Here is a 16,154-nt window from a genome sequence, read left to right as displayed (position 1 = left end):
ACACAGGAACCGCTTACCGGATTTTCCGGTAGGAGTCCCTCAGCGCGGCGGAATTCACCCCTTCCATCGTTCAGGTACAGGCGGTCCTGGTAATAGGCCGATCCGGATTCGAATTCGTTTCCCCCGAAACCAGGTACAGGTCCTGATCGCCGTCGCCGTCTGCATCGAAGAACAATGCGCCCATGTCTTCGTACACCGCATCCGCTTCCGGCAAGGAGCGGCGGTCAAAACTTCCCTGGGAGTTTTGGATAAAAAGCTGGCCGGTTTGTCCGTGGGCGCCGCCTACGTACAAGTCCTCCATCCCGTCATCGTTTAGGTCGCCCACCGCGGCTCCGGGTCCCAGTTGGGAATGCTTGTGGGGCAGCAGGGGCTGCAGGTTAAAATCTGCATAGTACCGTTCTTTGTGGACAAACTCCGGGAGCGGCAACTCCGGTTTTGGTTCGGTGGCAGGAGTCACATCAGGCGATCCGGTCGGTTCCTGGGTAGCGGGTAGGGCGGCTTCCTGATCCAGCTCCAGCCGTTGGTTGGCGGAGATTTCGGTCAGCCGGCTGCGCTCCCCATTTGGCCAAACGACCAGCAGGGAGTCCACCGTTTCGGCCTTTCCCAGTCCAAAATGAATCGTTTCGGATACCGAGGATTGGTAGCCCCGGCTCAGGTAGTGTTCGTGAAACTGTAGGGTAGCATCCGTCCAGAGGTATACCTTTGCGCCAAGGGCCTGTAGGTTGGGGCGCTTGCCCCGAAGCCTGAGCTGCAGAAAACCAGCACCCGTTTTCCCGGCATTGTTTTGGTAAATGGCTGCCGGTGCATAGGTATTGGTCAGGATCAGGTCCAGGGCACCGTCTCTGTTCAGATCCGCATACGCTGCCCCGCTGGAGTAGGAGGGCTGCCCCATGCCCCAGTCAATACCCACATCCCGGAAGGTAAGGTCCCGGCGGTTTTGGAAGATGAAATTAGGGATGTGTGCCCCTTCCAGGTTTTTGAGGGCTTGGCTGATTTCCCGGCTGCTGAGCCGGGCAAAATTGGATCGGTAGTCCACAAAATCCCGGTTGGTGATGTCGCGGGGATAGCCGTTGCTGATCAGCAGGTCCTTCCAGCCGTCGTTGTCCAGGTCCAGCCATAAGGGGGCCCAGCTCCAGTCGGTGGCGCTGACTCCCGCCAGGGGAGCAATGTCCGAAAACAGGGGCAGGTTTTCCGCATCGTTGCCCCGGTGCAGCTGCAAGGTATTGCGCATGAGTTGCGGTTCGTAGCCCGTTTTCAGTTCGGACAGGTAGCGGTCGTTGCCGGTTTTTCCGAACATCAGTTTTTGACGGTAGGAATCGGGGGGCAGCATGTCCACGCTGAGGATATCGGGGAGCCCGTCGTTGTTAAAGTCTGCCACGTCCGTCCCCATGGACGAGTAGCTGGTATGGGGAAAGGCCTTTCCGGCCACATTTGTAAAGGTACCGTCTTGTTGGTTGAGGTAGAGCAGGTCGTTGGACAGGTAATCGTTGCTGACATAGATATCCGGCCATCCGTCCCCGTTGATATCCGTGATGGCGACCCCCAGTCCGTAGCCTTCGATGGTAATGCCCGCCTGGCTGGAAATATCCGTGAAGGTTTGGTCCCCGTTGTTGCGGTACAGCTTGTCGGTGTTGAGCATTTCCCCCTGCAATCTTTTTGGGCGGATGATATTGGGTCCCGTTTCGTCGGTCATGTTGTTGAGCAGGTACAGGTCCAGGTCCCCGTCCCGGTCGAAGTCAAAAAAAGCCGCCTGCGTGCTGAATCCCCGGTCCGCCAGTCCGTAGCTTTCTGCCATTTCGGTAAAGGTCAGGTCGCCCTGGTTGACGTACAATTCGTTGGCCCGCTGCGGGGAACCGTAGGGTCCGGAAAAACAAATGTAGATGTCCGGTAGGCCGTCCTGGTTGATATCGACGATGCTGACACCGGTGGCCCATTTTCCCTGGGTGCTGATCCCTGATTTCGCCGTGCCATTTTCGAAGGTAAAATTCCCTGTATTGATATAGAGCTCCGAGTTCCCCATGTTGGAGGTAAAAAACAGATCGTCCAGGCCGTCTGCATTCATATCCGCCACGGCCACACCGGCGCCGTTGTAGAAATACTCGAAGGTAAGGATATTCATAAACTCGTCTTCGCGCAGCGTATTTTGGAAATCCAGGCCTGAGTGGGAAGGAGGAATTTCCGAGAGCAGGCGGGGTTCTTGACAGGACAGGCAAACAAGCAGGGCCGGCAAAGCCGGAAAGAGGGATCGTTTCATGGAGCGCAGGATGATCGGACGTTCATGGTGGATTAAAGATACCGAATTTGGTCAGGGAACGGGAAGCGATGCTATTAATTTTTTGTGAAAATGCCCGTTTGGCTGCTGGCTGGGTTTCGTGCGTCTGTGGTCGTACCCGTATTTCACAGGATATTGGTAGCTTTTTTGGGCTTTTTAATGAAATATTTAGTATTATTAACTCCTAATAAAAAGGTGATTTAATCAGGGTTATCCACCCGGTTTTGGATGCATAACCCTGAATCAGTCAGGTATATATACAAGTTAGTGGCAACTTTAAATAACAGAAACCCTTTAAACAACAATCAATATGACAACCAAAAACAAAATTTTGACCGTGACAGCACTTTTGGCTATCACAATTATCACCAGTTGTTCAAACCAACAACAAGAAAGTCTGACAGGCGACAACTTAGAACTAACAAGTTTGACAAAAATTTTGACAGATGATGATTTTATGAAGGAATCATTTGTATCTGATTCAATTTCTCAACCAGCAGTTTCAACCGTTATTCCGAGAAACCGAGATGACTTGAATAAAATGAGAACTGTAGTGAAAATCTTTAATGGTAAGGACAATGCTGGCATATCATTACCAGGTTTTGGCGGACTAAAACTTGGTAAAGACGAATCAAGTTTAAATGTATATTACATAGAAACTAAAGTAGTAAATACCGCATCTGACAGCGTTGTTTACGGATGTGGATACTCCATTCATTATTTATTTAAGAAAGTAGAAAAAGGTATTAGCGTTGACAATATCCCAAGCGTAGCAGCATCGGCTCAACTTAACAGCAAAAAGACTCAGGTTTTTTATAGTTTACAGACTTATGGTATGAAAGGAACAAATCTAGTGAGATACTTTAAACCGACTGTAAACAAGAATTTCAATGTAGAAGGATTTGGTATTATGCAATCATCAATTGATGGTATTCATAATATTTTGGGAGACACAACTCTTTCAAAGACTGTAAAATTTGAACCTGAAATTCTAAAGTTTATAAAAGCCTACGAACTTGGACAATTATAAAAGCAGCCACTAACAGCACCTACCCAAAAGTGGCGGTTCAGCGGTTAAATCAAGCTTTGTGCTTCTATCAAAGTTCGTGCTTGGTTGACAGTGAAGTGCTCCGAAATCGCCACCTTCGGGTAGCCGCAAACCGTTGGCGGTAATATGAAAAGATTGGACTTTATGAGACAGCTAACACTACTTCTAGCTTTTTCAACTTTAATTATGAAGCAAGTACTATCACAAAATACACCAACTGTTGAAATAGAAAAGATTTACATTGAGTATAAGGGTGATACTGTTAAAGGACGTAGACTAACTGTATCAAGCACTATACCTATTGAAGTTGGAAGAGCTTGGCAGAATGTACAAACACCTGAACTGCTTCAATTTGTCGCTAAAGGTATGATTAAGTTCAAATCTGTTGATGATGAAGGTTTCCCCAAAAAATGGCAGGAAGGACGCACTTACGGAGCTAAAATGAGCGTTTTTGGGTTTATCCCATTTGGTGGAATTCATTATTTGAGCATTGTTAAAATTGATTCATCTAACTACCAAATTTCAACAAAAGAATGGGATAAGAGTGCGAAAGTTTGGAATCATGATGTGCGTATTAAAGCCATCGGAAAAGATTCTATTTATTACGAAGATTCCATTGAGATTTATGGTGGATTTTTGACAGGATTCATTACTGCCTTTGCAAAACGTTTTTATAAGCACAGGCAGAAAAGATGGCAAATAGTGGCAAGAGAAAACCTTGAATTTGGAAAATAAATACTACCGCCAACAATGGCTAAGAAAACATAGGGCAGACAGTGCTTTCAGAACTATTTGTTCATTTAGCAAACTTTGTTTTCGGTGGACAGTGAATAACTTCGAAAGCCCTACGTTTCTTAGCCGAGACCGTTACCTGCAATTTAAACCAACCTATGCAAAAAAAAATAAAAAAGATATTTATTTCTTACAGTTGGAAACCAAGAAGTAATAAAGTTATCGTGACTGAATTAGCGGAAAGATTAACAAATGATGGGATTCACGTAATTTTAGATGATTGGGACTTAAAGGAAGGACAAGACAAATATCACTTTATGGAACAAATGGTAAACGATGACACTGTTGATAAAGTATTATTAGTATGTAATAAGGAATACGCACAAAAGGCAAATAAAAAACAAGGGGGTGTAGGAATAGAAAGTTTAATTGTATCGGATGAAATATACAGCCAAGTTGAACAAACTAAATTTATTCCAATAGTAATGGAATATGACAATGAAAAACCTTGTTTACCAACATTTGTTAAAACACGGATTTATATAGACCTAAGCAACGAAGAAATCTACGAAGAAAATTACGAGAAACTTATAAGGAATATTTACGATAAACCAATTTCTAAAAGACCGCCTATTGGTAAAATGCCAATTCATCTCGAAGATGATAATCCAATTTTCCTTCCAACAGCGCACAAAGTTAATCAGATTAAAAGTTCACTTCTAAGCGATAATAAAAATAGTAGTTTACTAATTAAAGACTATTTACAAACATTCGTAGAAAGTTTATTGATGTTTAAACTTGACGCTACTGAAAATGAGATAAACAGAGATAACTTCATTGATAAGGTTGAGCTATCAATAGAACAACTGCAACCATTAAAATTAGACTTTATTGAATTTCTGAATGTAATTTCAAAATATTCAACAGAAGAATACGATGAATTTTTAGTTGAATTTTTAGAAAATTTGCTTCAGTTTTATGAAGACAATGATATAAGATTAGAATCAGGTAATAGTTTAAATGACGTTTTAAATGATAACTTCCGTTTTTTTAATTATGACCTTTTTTTAAATCTAATTTCAGTGTTAATTAAACTTGAAAAGTTTAAAACATTAAATTTAATCTATCGAAGTTCATTTATTGTAACCAAGAAATATAATAATAAAGCTGAGGCAGAAAATTTTGTGAATTTTAGAAAATACAATTACACGTTAAATGAATATAAAAATCAAACTATAAACCCCAAAAGGATAAGTGTTGTTGCAGATTTGATTAAAAAATATTCTACTGTTGTAAAGTTTGAACAAAACAAAAATGCCGATATTTTAAATTATTACATGTCTCTTATCTATCCAAACGATAATGGATTTATAGATAGTTGGTTCCCAGAAACAAGTTGTTATAATTCTTGGTATAATACAGAGTTATTCCCAAAAATTATTTCAAAAAGGTATTTTGAGAAAGTCAAATTTCTTTTCAACGTTGAAGACGTTGAATCATTTAAAGAATTAATTACTAAAGTTGTAGAAAAGGATAACATCCAACGTGGTCATCATAAAGTGCCAAAAATTGAAAATGGACTGAATCTTGAAAACGTAGGAAAATATGAATAAAAAACTGCAGGTAACAATGGCTATAAGTAATTGCTTGTTCTCGAATACTTCTGAAAATCCGCGAGGATTTTCAGCTTGGTGTGTACTTGCTAATTTAACCGCTAAACCACGCATCTACTCATAGCCGAGACCGTTACAGGACAGGCAAGTGAAGTAAGGGAAATTGGTAAGCCTTCGGAAGGAAGTCCACGATAGCTAGGAAGTTCACGAAGGACCGGATAGGGTTTTTTCCGGCATCCAAGGCAAGGGACTTTTTCGGTTTCCGAAGGTGGCCTGCGTAAAATTCAGGACTGAAGGCGTGCCTTTTCAGACAAAGTGTGGGATTTCTGAAGGGGTCTTGTCCCAATTACGGGAGCTCACAGTCCTGTACACCGTCTTGTTTGCGTTTATTATTTCGAAACCTGTATCGTTTCTTCGATTACAAGAAGCGATTGCGTTTCCTTTAAAGAATCCGAAGTGTTTCTATTTGTATCCATAACATAAAATCTAATCAACAAAAACGGTATATGGCTGGGAATTTTGACAGGTTGTAAATGTAGGTTTTTGTTTTGAATTTTGCCATGCCGGTCCGAAACGGAAGTGGGCGCTGCTGAGGAGCAACCCACCAGGGATAGGGCTGGCCGACCGAAACGGGTTCCAAGGCTGTCCAGTGGGCAGCCTTTTTGTCTCCCTGTTTTGGGAGTTTTATTCCTTTGGAAAACCTTACGCCGCATATTCAGAAGGGGTTTGGTATCCCAGTGACTGTAAGCGAACGCCCACCCCCATCTATTTTTTCTGGCAGGGGTTCGAGACCTTTGCCTGCATGAAAGATTTACAAACTATTTCCCCCAGGGATTATTATCATTCCCTTTATGAAGAGTGGAAGGCCAGTGGTATTTCCGTCGGTCTGTTCTGCAAGCAATCCTCAGTCAAGTACGCCACTTTCCGGTACTGGTCCAAGAAGTTTGGGCAGGAAAAGAATGTGGACACAGGTTTTACCGAGTTGCGTGTTAGCGATCCCGAACCTGAGCCTGTTGCGGTATTGAACTTTCCCAACGGGACCAGGCTTTCCTTTCAGCGCCTTCCGGATACCGCCTGGCTCAGAGCGCTGATATCGTAAGCATGCTTTCCCTTTCCTCTTCGGTACGCTATTTTCTATACCACAAGCCTGCCGACATGCGCTGCGGAATTTACTCCCTTGCCGGCCTTGTCCAAAACAATCTGGGACTTGATCCCCTTTCGGGTGACGTGTTTATTTTTATAGGCAAACGCGGCAACCAAATGCGTTTGCTCCAGTGGGACGGAGACGGCTACGCCATGTACATCAAGCGTCTGGAGTCGGGTACGTTCGAGCGTCCTAAAAACAGCAAAACACTGGTTTCCGCCAGGGAGCTGACCCTGGTTTTGCAGGGCGTGAAGCTTGCTTCCGTACAACTCAGAAAGCGGTACGAAAGGAATATTTTCACTTAAAAAAAAGTGAAAAATATTGTAAAAAAGTGGCCTTTAAATGATTTAAAGTCACTTTTTATATTTATTTTTATACTATGAATACAGCCGTACCGGACTATAAAGCGCTCTACCTGGAAAGCCAAAAACAGTTGGCCGAAAGCAGGCGCATGCTACTGGAAACGGAACTCAAACTTAAGTTAGCCCTACTGGACGCAGCCGAACTGCGGCGCAGGCACTTCTCCTCCTCAAAATCCGACAACCGGGTGAGCGGTTCGGGCAACGGGCAGCTGGGCCTCTTCCCCTTGGGTGCCGGGGAAGCCGATGTTCAAGCCTCCGAGGAGCTTACTGCCGCCGAGGTGGAAAAGGCGAACCTGGAGCAGGACATACAGGCACGCAAGCGTAGGAAAGCCGCAGCCCGAGGTCCCCGCATGGTGTTTCCCGAAAGCCTGGAGCGGGAAATCGATATCATAGACCCCAACCAAAACCTGGAAGGATACAAAATCATCGGAGAAGAAACCAGCGAGGTGTTGGTGATGGTACCCGCCAGTTTTAAAGTGCGCAGGACCGTTCGCAGGAAATGGGCCCTCATTGACCCTTCGCAAACCGGCAAAAAGGGAGTGCTGATCGCCCCAATCCCTTCCAGGACCGTAAACAGGGGACTCTTCGATGAATCGGTTCTGGCCCACCTGCTTACCTCCAAATTCGTGGATCACCTTCCCCTGTACAGGCAGCAGCAGATGTTCAGGCGAATAGGGCTCGAAATCCCCGCCTCCACGCTCATCGACAACACCAATGCAGCCTGTAAAGCAATCACCCCAATCTACAACGCACTCAAGCGCGAAACCCTGGCCAATCTCTATCTACAGGCAGACGAAACCCGGATGCAGGTACTCGAAAACGGAGGCGTGAAGGGTTCCTCCCATAGGGGTTTCGTGTGGGCCTATCATGCCCCCGTGGACGGGTTGGTATTCTTTGACTACCGGACCGCCAGGAACAAATCCGGCCCAGAGGAGATATTGGCCAATTACAAGGGCGTGGTCCAGACAGATGCCTATGAGGTTTACCATAGTCTTTTTGCCCGCAACAAAGGCATAAAGCACTATTATTGTATGGCTCATATCCGCCGCAAGTTCGACGAGGCAGCAGTTTATGACAGAGATAGGGCTTCTTGGGCGGTGGGGACGATTGCCAAACTGTATGCAGTAGAAAAACAGATCAGGGAAGCCGAACCGCCCCTTCCCGAAAACCTCATCGTCAAAAAACGGGTGGAGGAATCCCAACCCATACTGCGGGAAATCCACGACTGGATGCTCGCCGAGTATCCCAAGGTACTCCCTTCCTCACCGATAGGAAGGGCAATCGCCTATGCACTTCCGCTCATGGACAGCATGAAGCTATACACCCTCCACGGACAACTTCAGATTGACAACAACCTTATTGAAAACGCCATCAGACCGATTGCCCTGGGACGGAAAAACTACCTGTTCGCTGGTACCCACGCCACTGCTCAGAATGCCGCAATGATCTACTCCCTGTTCGCGACTTGCAAAAAGCACGAGGTAAATCCCCATGACTGGCTGCTCGACGTGCTGCGAAAACTCAACAACCCCACCTATGACGGCAAGTTCTCCGACCTGCTGCCCCACAGATGGAAAAATCATCAAGGGAATCCCAGAAAATTTTAATAGGGGGTTGGCCGTTTGCTTACGGTCTATCTCGAACAACATAGATGCAGAATGGTGCAAAGAAGTGCTTGAAGAGGCCATCACTCAGTATGGATGTCCAGAGATTCTCAATACGGATCAGGGAAGCCAGTTTACTGAGCTCAGAAGTATTTACCCAAGCAGTATTCTCCAATGGAATCCGTCTGAGCATAGATGGCAAAGGCAGAGCAATTGACAATGTGTTTATCGAGCGGTTCTGGCGAACTATCAAATATGAAAAGATCTATCTCAATCCACCACAGGATGGACTGGATCTCTATGCTCAGATAGCAGAATACATGGACTACTACAACAATCGAAGAAGACACAGTAGTCTAGACAGTCAAATTCCTTCTGAAGCCTATTCCTTGGTTGAACAGGTGGCATGAAACAGAGTTTACCACATTCACACACTCACCTGAAAATCTAAAAAAGGATTTTCAGGTGTGGAAATATGGAAAACTCAACCGGCCTCTGTATACTAGAAGTTATATCAAATCTGTCCTAACTATTGGGGGATGCTCAATTTTTTTTTGGTATTAAATTTATTAAAATGGTAGCATTTAATTATAAAAAGAGGTTTAAATTCAAAAATGTTTAACTTAATATCAAAAATATGAAATCTAAAATCACTTTATTGACTGCGTCACTCACTATGTTAATATTCGGGAGCCCAAACGCAAAAGCGGAATGTACTACTGAAGAAGGAAACAATAATGCGAAATGTTATTTAAACGCATCTAGCGGAGAGTTTGAATGTATTCCCCGTGGTTTTTCTATTGATTGTGTGTTTGAATGCTGATTAAAATTTTGTCACAGTAATTTATGAAAATTAATTCCAAGCCCTCTAATCTAGTATTAGAGGGCTTATTCCTAGGATTCAAAGCCCCAAACCAGAGCGGAATAATTAATTTATTACCTCTTCAAGCTCATTTGGTAATATTATAATAATTGAACAAGCCGTTGTTTAATGACAAAAAAAGCGTCTTTTTAGCGTTAAACGCTGAATACATGGAAAAAATATAAGAGTCTGTCAATATTTGAATTTAGGGACCTGTTTCCCGTTGATACGGAAGAGTTACTGAAACTGCCTCTGAAGTCAATCTAGGAGGATAAATGAAGGATCACATTGATAAAGACGCCAAGGCAAAGATTGAATGGTGGAGCGGCTACAAGGGTATGCAGGCTCATTTCCGGAAACTGGTACTTGAAAAATCGGGAAAAAAGGATGAGAATTTTAAGCAGGTGTATTGGGTGATTATGATGTTTAAAGCCAAGTTGAGAAGTGCCTTGAATTCGGTTAGATCCTTCAACCCTACATCAACGAGTATACCTACTAATACAATTGGTATTAAATGAAAGTAGGAATTTTTGAGAATCTAATGCAAAGGATGGTAGCAAAGCCACGTTATCCGCACATAGCGTTTATTTGATAAGTGCCTTATTTTATAAAATAAAATATGACTATTTTTTTTTTTTTGAAAATTTCAATTAAAATGATTTGAAAAATAGCGATATATTTTAAATATTTAGGTATTCAAAAATATTTTTATCAACGAAAAGAATTTTATGATGAGAAATGAAATCTTTAATGAGAAAAATGTTGGAGAAATTTCCTTAAGGGAGGGGGGTAAACGTACGCACCTTTTTCCACTTAGAAAAAACCAATTGTCAAAAATGGTGTTAGGGAAATCCCGAAAGCCTACAGGCGAAGTATGCGGATATTCTGGCGACCAATTTAAACTGGTATATATTCAATGCAAAAATACCGAAATTGCGGGTGTATCAGAAGGATTTGACAAAGAATCTTTTTTTTCAACCTTTGCTTTAAAAGGGCAAGCCACAATAGGGACAAAAAATTATTCGAGAGTTATTTTTTCCGGGTTTCACAATATAACCTTTGATAAACGGTGGACGAAGACTGTGCTTTCACAAGAAAAATTTGAATCACTTACAGTGGTAATGAGTCAAGATTTGGTTTTTCGATTTAAAGATGAATTAGTTTCTATTGGCCCAGATAATCCATTTAATAATTTAGGTGATATTTTCCATCCACAATTGATTAATTGGCAATTAAAAGAGGTTGTTCGACAAATAAAAAAAATCATAAATTCGAATAGTATTTGTGAAAACTATCTCAATCTTAAAATTAAAGAATTGCTTTTTCTTCAATTGTCGGGGACCAAGTTTTCAAAAGGCCAAACGATCCAGTTAGTTGACGAGATAGGAACAATCGATAAAATAATTGATTATATTGAGTCGAATTTTCTTTACATTCCTAGTTTGTCCACTTTTTATGAAGAATTTAGTTGTATTTATACTCCCCAAATACTGAATAAAATTTTGAAATCTTATCTTGGAATTACAATTAAAGCACTCCTTACCAAGACAAAAATGCAATATGCATGGGAACAACTTTCAAATGGAGCCATGAATGTAAATGAACTAAGTTATTCATTACATTATTCTTCACCTAACCATTTTTCACGGGCATTTAAATCCTGGTTTGGATATACTCCACAACAGGTAAAAAAAGTGGGGTGGGTATGAAAACGGTAGTATTTCACATTCTTCCTACGTCTAGCCACTTAAACGCCTCTTATAAGTTGGCAAAGTCCCTTCAATCAGGGGGGAATAGGATTGTTTATTTTTCAAGTCCTGATAGACAATCCCATTTTCGTTCTTTGGGGTTTGAGTTTTTTTCCTATCCCAGAGATCATTTTCCATTAAATCAAAAGAAGAAGGGGCAAGGAATCTTTAAAAATGCCTTTATGGCTTACAAAATTAAAAGAAACTATGGAAAAACTTTTTTAAAAGGTAATTTTTATGATGAACTTCTTTACCAAATTTCTCCGGACCTAATAGTAGTGGATTTGTCGCTAATTTATTTCTCAGTTTTTTTATACAAAAAAAAGGTCCCTTTCATGATTACTTGTACAAAGGTTTGTCTTAATCGATCACCTTATGTGCCACCATTCACTTCATCTTATATTCCCATGCAGGATAGCGTATTTTCAAAAATATTGGTTGAATGGCTTTGGTTGAAAAGGTTATCGGTGTACAGACTTCGGAGTTTAAGGGACCATTATCTAACTATAGGTAAAATTTCACCTTACCGACTGTGCAAAATTTATGCCCAAAAAGCCGGACTTAATTTCGGAAAACTTACCATTACCGATCGTTCTTCCCATTTTGGTTGGAAATATGTTCCTGAGATTATATTATCGCCCAAAGAATTTGACTTTCCCAGGGATTTTTCGCTTAATCAATTTCATATCGGACCAGTGGTGGATATGAAAAGAAATGAAACTGACTGTGATTCCTCTTTCCCTTTGAAAATGGAAAAAATCGATGAAATGATAAATTATGAAGGAAAAAAATTGGTGTATTGTGCTATGGGAAGTTATGATTTTAAACACAGGCAAAAAAGGATTGTATTTTATACTAAAATCTTGCAAGTTTTCATTAACAATCCTAAACTTATTTTAGTCCTTTCAACAGGGAAAGATATTTATTTGCGTGGGGACCTTTCCGGTTCCTCCAATATTTTTATTTTTCAGAAAGTACCACAGTTGGCTCTGCTTAACAAGGCCAGCCTGATGATTAACCATGGAGGTATGCAATCCGTTACCGAATGTATTTTGAGCGGAGTGCCCATGTTGGTTTTTCCACTAGACCTTAATCTCGATCAAAAGGGTAATTCAGCGAGGGTATGTTATCATGGCGTGGGATTATCTGGCGATTTAAATAGAGATTCCAGTGAATTAATTAAGGCTAAAGTAACTAAACTATTAGATAATGATGTGTTTAGGAATAAAACAATTAATATGATGAAAGAATTGAATAAAAGCAGAGATTTCAAAAGTGGGTTAAGTTTGATATCTGATTATTTGAATTAGGCACATAGTCATTAATTTATTCGAGGTAAATTCGATCTAAAATGAGTTTTATTTCGGGAAACACCTTCAAAGTTCTAATATACTGGCTTTCTCCAATAAACGAAATTCTCTAACAAATTGAAATACTTATTAATCAAGTACCTAATTCAACTGATGATATTATTAAATAAGACATTTAATTAATATTAAAAATGGTATTAACTATATAATAAATGGTATTGTATGTCACAAATTCTTAATCTACCTTTGAAATATGTTTAACTTAAATTATAAAAACATGAAATCTAGAATCACATTAGTTATTGCCTCTCTAGCAATGTTCGTTATTGGGAGTCCAAATGCAAACGCTGACTGTACATTGACTACAAAACCTGGTGTTAACGGGAGATGCTTCAACGAAAATGGAGAATTTGTATGCCTTGAACGGGATGAAGATCAACATTGCATAATAGGGGCTGAATGTTAATTAAAATTTAGAGTTAACCTACATTAAATATTTAGGTAATCGATGTAGGTTAACTCTTTTATAAAGTATAATAAAATGAAGAGAGATTTAATATTTGTGATAAGTATATTATTTACTTTAACTTGTTGCAATTCCAAAAATAATAGCATACATTCCTATGAAAATTCAATCAGTTCAAGGAATTTCGAATTTAAAAAGATTGATTCTAAAATATTTCCTTTGGATTCAACTACTACTGGTGGGAATAATAATTTTCAATATATAGAAGGTGAAGGCAAGAATCTAATCGCTTACTTAAACAAAAATCAAAATACACTAATTTTTTACGACTATAAAAATGAAAAATTAGATTTTAAATTACGGATGGAGATTGAAGGACCTAATGGGGTAGGTAATATTAGTGGGTTTTTAGTGAATTCATTAGATTCTATTTTTGTATATTCCTATAGAAGTGCATGGCTTTATCATATAAATAGGTTCGGAAAAATCGTTAATATGTACGATTTCAAAAATTCGGGAAAGGGTTTTATAAGTAGGCCATATATTTCAGGTAATCAACCTATTATGAAAAGAGGTGATTTCCTTTTTTTGAATAATTGGGGCTCTCAAAGAGAGTATTATAGAAATAAAGATTATCCAGAAAGCCTATTAGCAAAGATAAATTTAACTAAAAATGAGATAAATTATGAATTTTCTTATCCTGAAATTTACTCGACTGGGGTTTGGGGTATGCAGCTTCATGTAATGTATAATACAATCAACCCTTTGACCTCTGAGATTATTTTGGGCTTTCCTATAGATGATTATATTTATGTCCTGAAAGATGGTGAATTTGAAAAGTACCGGCAAGGAAGTAAATATTTTGAAGGTGTTAATCCTTTATCTACAAAGTCTAGAATAAATGCTCCTCCACCAAAAATGGAAGTTCATAACGAGCGGGTTCAATCAACATATAGAACTATTCATTTTGATCCTTATAATCAGATTTATATGAGGGTTGTTTATAAACCTATTAGCGAGGAGATTTTAGCATTAAATGATCCAATTTTAAGCGTATTTCCTAAAGCATCTTTATTAATATTAGATAATGAATTTAACAAAATTGGAGAAGTGGATTTTGATAATCATAATTATTGGATAAATAATATTTTTGTGAATGAAAATGGTATTCATATTATGAAGATGGATTTTGTTAACGAAGATATATTAACTTTTGATGTATTTAAATTTGAGTTAGATGGAAAATATTAATATATTTCTTTGGATTATTTTTATTTTGTTTGTTTCATGTAATTCCTACTCAAATCAAAATAATGATTTAATTGACAACGATGCGCTATCTTTAGCCCTTGAAGAAATTTATGAAGGTAATATCGATTCTGATGATATAGTACTGATTATACCCAATGCGGGTTGTCCAGGTTGCATAAGTTCCTGTGAAGAATTTATGATATTAAACTCTGGTTTACATGATAATAACATTCACTTTATTTTGACGAGTTTTAAATCTCTTAAACAACTGAATATTAAAATTGGCTCTGATGTATTAAATAATAAAGATGTATATTTGGATAAAAGTAGTATTATAGGAAAATATGGTATTACCTCTATTTATCCAATAGTTGTTTTTATTAATAATAACGATAATTTTGAGGTTGAATTCGTAAGTCCCGAAAATCCTCAAGTTTTTGATAAAATTTTAGAAAGGTTAAATCTATAGATTTGATTAATTTAATCGATTTTTTGAGTAAATTAATGAAAATATATAATTATATTGCCTTTAGGTTTCTGTTTTTATAGAAAATATATAAGTGCATTATGCTTTTCGAGTTCTTCTTCCGTTTCCTTTATGATAGGTCATGTTATGAATAATTGGCAAAAATGAGATGGAAGGATGGGTATCGATGTAAAAAAAGTGGGTGCTAATCACTATTTGCCAGGATATTTTTGAACTTGACTGGCTGTGTATCCTATGTGGCTGCCTCGAGTTCATCCGATGCTAAGCTTTTTAGCTTACTGTTTAGGGTTCAAAATTGAATGTTTTTGGTTTTCTGACTCGGTTGCCTCATAGTTGTCCAGTTTAGGGGCATTCCTTTCCCTTTTCCTGGAAATGGTGCCTAATTTTGTTGCGATATGTTATATTGTTCTGGCCGCCAGTTTGTTATTCTTTTCCTTCAGTCATATTCGGTTTTCCCTGGTCCAATACAGCTTGCCTGCCATAACCTTTGCCGGATAAAAGTAAGCGAACGCCCACCCCCATCTATTTTTTCTGGCAGGGGTTCGAGACCTTTGCCTGCATGAAAGATTTACAAACTATTTCCCCCAGGGATTATTATCATTCCCTTTATGAAGAGTGGAAGGCCAGTGGTATTTCCGTCGGTCTGTTCTGCAAGCAATCCTCAGTCAAGTACGCCACTTTCCGGTACTGGTCCAAGAAGTTTGGGCAGGAAAAGAATGTGGACACAGGTTTTACCGAGTTGCGTGTTAGCGATCCCGAACCTGAGCCTGTTGCGGTATTGAACTTTCCCAACGGGACCAGGCTTTCCTTTCAGCGCCTTCCGGATACCGCCTGGCTCAGAGCGCTGATATCGTAAGCATGCTTTCCCTTTCCTCTTCGGTACGCTATTTTCTATACCACAAGCCTGCCGACATGCGCTGCGGAATTTACTCCCTTGCCGGCCTTGTCCAAAACAATCTGGGACTTGATCCCCTTTCGGGTGACGTGTTTATTTTTATAGGCAAACGCGGCAACCAAATGCGTTTGCTCCAGTGGGACGGAGACGGCTACGCCATGTACATCAAGCGTCTGGAGTCGGGTACGTTCGAGCGTCCTAAAAACAGCAAAACACTGGTTTCCGCCAGGGAGCTGACCCTGGTTTTGCAGGGCGTGAAGCTTGCTTCCGTACAACTCAGAAAGCGGTACGAAAGGAATATTTTCACTTAAAAAAAAGTGAAAAATATTGTAAAAAAGTGGCCTTTAAATGATTTAAAGT

The 16,154-nt window shown here is 40.1% G+C and carries 15 protein-coding genes and 1 pseudogene; 14 read left to right on the top strand and 2 right to left on the bottom strand.

The genetic code is table 11. The annotated features are described in order from the left end of the window. Positions 1 to 14: 14 nt before the first annotated feature. Together ABWH99_RS15940 and ABWH99_RS15935 are read right to left on the bottom strand one after the other, a co-directional pair. Positions 15 to 74, bottom strand: a pseudogene (locus tag ABWH99_RS15940) (hypothetical protein); the annotation flags it as partial. Then, positions 71 to 2,254, bottom strand: a complete 2,184-nt coding sequence (locus ABWH99_RS15935; protein WP_375582830.1) for a VCBS repeat-containing protein — start codon at positions 2,252 to 2,254, stop codon at positions 71 to 73. The pseudogene ABWH99_RS15940 and the gene ABWH99_RS15935, both read right to left, overlap by 4 nt. Before the next feature lie 328 nt (positions 2,255 to 2,582). Here ABWH99_RS15935 and ABWH99_RS15930 point away from each other — a divergent pair, with 328 nt between their 5' ends. The 14 genes from ABWH99_RS15930 (at position 2,583) to tnpB (ABWH99_RS15865) (ending at position 16,105) form a co-directional block, all read left to right on the top strand. Then, the gene (locus tag ABWH99_RS15930) at positions 2,583 to 3,302 is read left to right on the top strand and encodes a hypothetical protein (protein WP_375582829.1); all 720 of its coding nucleotides are present in this window, start codon (positions 2,583 to 2,585) and stop codon (positions 3,300 to 3,302) included. Between the two features lie 162 nt (positions 3,303 to 3,464). Beyond that, positions 3,465 to 4,055, top strand: coding sequence for a hypothetical protein (locus ABWH99_RS15925; RefSeq protein ID WP_375582828.1), 591 nt, complete (start codon positions 3,465 to 3,467; stop codon positions 4,053 to 4,055). Positions 4,056 to 4,210: 155 nt separating this feature from the next. Continuing rightward, entirely contained in the window at positions 4,211 to 5,665 is a 1,455-nt protein-coding gene (locus ABWH99_RS15920) for a toll/interleukin-1 receptor domain-containing protein (RefSeq protein WP_375582827.1), read from the top strand. Positions 5,666 to 6,467: 802 nt separating this feature from the next. Beyond that, positions 6,468 to 6,764, top strand: a complete 297-nt coding sequence (locus ABWH99_RS15915; RefSeq protein ID WP_375582538.1) for a hypothetical protein — start codon at positions 6,468 to 6,470, stop codon at positions 6,762 to 6,764. Between the two features lie 2 nt (positions 6,765 to 6,766). Then, positions 6,767 to 7,114 carry an IS66 family insertion sequence element accessory protein TnpB gene (tnpB, locus tag ABWH99_RS15910; RefSeq protein ID WP_375582539.1) on the top strand — a complete coding sequence of 116 codons (348 nt, stop codon included), beginning with the start codon at positions 6,767 to 6,769 and terminating at the stop codon, positions 7,112 to 7,114. Between the two features lie 74 nt (positions 7,115 to 7,188). Next, entirely contained in the window at positions 7,189 to 8,778 is a 1,590-nt protein-coding gene (locus ABWH99_RS15905; RefSeq protein ID WP_375582808.1) for an IS66 family transposase, read from the top strand. An 89-nt stretch (positions 8,779 to 8,867) separates the two neighbouring features. Then, on the top strand, positions 8,868 to 9,185 hold the full coding sequence (locus tag ABWH99_RS15900) for an integrase core domain-containing protein (protein ID WP_375582826.1): 318 nt from the start codon (positions 8,868 to 8,870) through the stop codon (positions 9,183 to 9,185). A gap of 727 nt (positions 9,186 to 9,912) precedes the next feature. Then, complete coding sequence (locus ABWH99_RS15895) at positions 9,913 to 10,155, top strand: hypothetical protein (protein WP_375582825.1); 243 nt, start codon at positions 9,913 to 9,915, stop codon at positions 10,153 to 10,155. Between the two features lie 210 nt (positions 10,156 to 10,365). Continuing rightward, the gene (locus ABWH99_RS15890; protein WP_375582824.1) at positions 10,366 to 11,346 is read left to right on the top strand and encodes a helix-turn-helix domain-containing protein; all 981 of its coding nucleotides are present in this window, start codon (positions 10,366 to 10,368) and stop codon (positions 11,344 to 11,346) included. Continuing rightward, a complete protein-coding gene (locus ABWH99_RS15885) occupies positions 11,343 to 12,695 on the top strand; it encodes a glycosyltransferase (protein WP_375582823.1) in 1,353 nt (450 codons plus the stop codon). Before ABWH99_RS15890 ends, ABWH99_RS15885 begins: the two co-directional genes overlap by 4 nt. A gap of 541 nt (positions 12,696 to 13,236) precedes the next feature. Beyond that, a complete protein-coding gene (locus tag ABWH99_RS15880) occupies positions 13,237 to 14,412 on the top strand; it encodes a DUF4221 family protein (protein WP_375582822.1) in 1,176 nt (391 codons plus the stop codon). Further along, positions 14,399 to 14,881 carry a hypothetical protein gene (locus ABWH99_RS15875; protein ID WP_375582821.1) on the top strand — a complete coding sequence of 161 codons (483 nt, stop codon included), beginning with the start codon at positions 14,399 to 14,401 and terminating at the stop codon, positions 14,879 to 14,881. Before ABWH99_RS15880 ends, ABWH99_RS15875 begins: the two co-directional genes overlap by 14 nt. Positions 14,882 to 15,458: 577 nt before the next feature. After that, complete coding sequence (locus ABWH99_RS15870; protein ID WP_375582538.1) at positions 15,459 to 15,755, top strand: hypothetical protein; 297 nt, start codon at positions 15,459 to 15,461, stop codon at positions 15,753 to 15,755. A 2-nt stretch (positions 15,756 to 15,757) separates the two neighbouring features. Beyond that, positions 15,758 to 16,105 carry an IS66 family insertion sequence element accessory protein TnpB gene (gene tnpB / locus ABWH99_RS15865; RefSeq protein ID WP_375582539.1) on the top strand — a complete coding sequence of 116 codons (348 nt, stop codon included), beginning with the start codon at positions 15,758 to 15,760 and terminating at the stop codon, positions 16,103 to 16,105. Positions 16,106 to 16,154: the final 49 nt, after the last annotated feature.

This window comes from Cyclobacterium xiamenense, from assembly GCF_042140265.1.
GTDB lineage: Bacteria > Bacteroidota > Bacteroidia > Cytophagales > Cyclobacteriaceae > Cyclobacterium > Cyclobacterium xiamenense_A.
The sequence above is the reverse complement of the archived record's forward strand: the minus strand, read 5'-3'. Positions and strand labels throughout refer to the sequence as shown.

What these genes read in the sequence shown, in the direction of transcription:
- ABWH99_RS15935 (WP_375582830.1), bottom strand. Translation starts at nt 2,254, where the DNA reads ATGAAACGATCCCTCTTTCCGGCTTTGCCGGCCCTGCTTGTTTGCCTG.
- ABWH99_RS15930 (WP_375582829.1), top strand. Translation starts at nt 2,583, where the DNA reads ATGACAACCAAAAACAAAATTTTGACCGTGACAGCACTTTTGGCTATC.
- ABWH99_RS15925 (WP_375582828.1), top strand. Translation starts at nt 3,465, where the DNA reads ATGAGACAGCTAACACTACTTCTAGCTTTTTCAACTTTAATTATGAAG.
- ABWH99_RS15920 (WP_375582827.1), top strand. Translation starts at nt 4,211, where the DNA reads ATGCAAAAAAAAATAAAAAAGATATTTATTTCTTACAGTTGGAAACCA.
- ABWH99_RS15915 (WP_375582538.1), top strand. Translation starts at nt 6,468, where the DNA reads ATGAAAGATTTACAAACTATTTCCCCCAGGGATTATTATCATTCCCTT.
- tnpB (WP_375582539.1), top strand. Translation starts at nt 6,767, where the DNA reads ATGCTTTCCCTTTCCTCTTCGGTACGCTATTTTCTATACCACAAGCCT.
- ABWH99_RS15905 (WP_375582808.1), top strand. Translation starts at nt 7,189, where the DNA reads ATGAATACAGCCGTACCGGACTATAAAGCGCTCTACCTGGAAAGCCAA.
- ABWH99_RS15900 (WP_375582826.1), top strand. Translation starts at nt 8,868, where the DNA reads ATGGATGTCCAGAGATTCTCAATACGGATCAGGGAAGCCAGTTTACTG.
- ABWH99_RS15895 (WP_375582825.1), top strand. Translation starts at nt 9,913, where the DNA reads ATGAAGGATCACATTGATAAAGACGCCAAGGCAAAGATTGAATGGTGG.
- ABWH99_RS15890 (WP_375582824.1), top strand. Translation starts at nt 10,366, where the DNA reads ATGATGAGAAATGAAATCTTTAATGAGAAAAATGTTGGAGAAATTTCC.
- ABWH99_RS15885 (WP_375582823.1), top strand. Translation starts at nt 11,343, where the DNA reads ATGAAAACGGTAGTATTTCACATTCTTCCTACGTCTAGCCACTTAAAC.
- ABWH99_RS15880 (WP_375582822.1), top strand. Translation starts at nt 13,237, where the DNA reads ATGAAGAGAGATTTAATATTTGTGATAAGTATATTATTTACTTTAACT.
- ABWH99_RS15875 (WP_375582821.1), top strand. Translation starts at nt 14,399, where the DNA reads ATGGAAAATATTAATATATTTCTTTGGATTATTTTTATTTTGTTTGTT.
- ABWH99_RS15870 (WP_375582538.1), top strand. Translation starts at nt 15,459, where the DNA reads ATGAAAGATTTACAAACTATTTCCCCCAGGGATTATTATCATTCCCTT.
- tnpB (WP_375582539.1), top strand. Translation starts at nt 15,758, where the DNA reads ATGCTTTCCCTTTCCTCTTCGGTACGCTATTTTCTATACCACAAGCCT.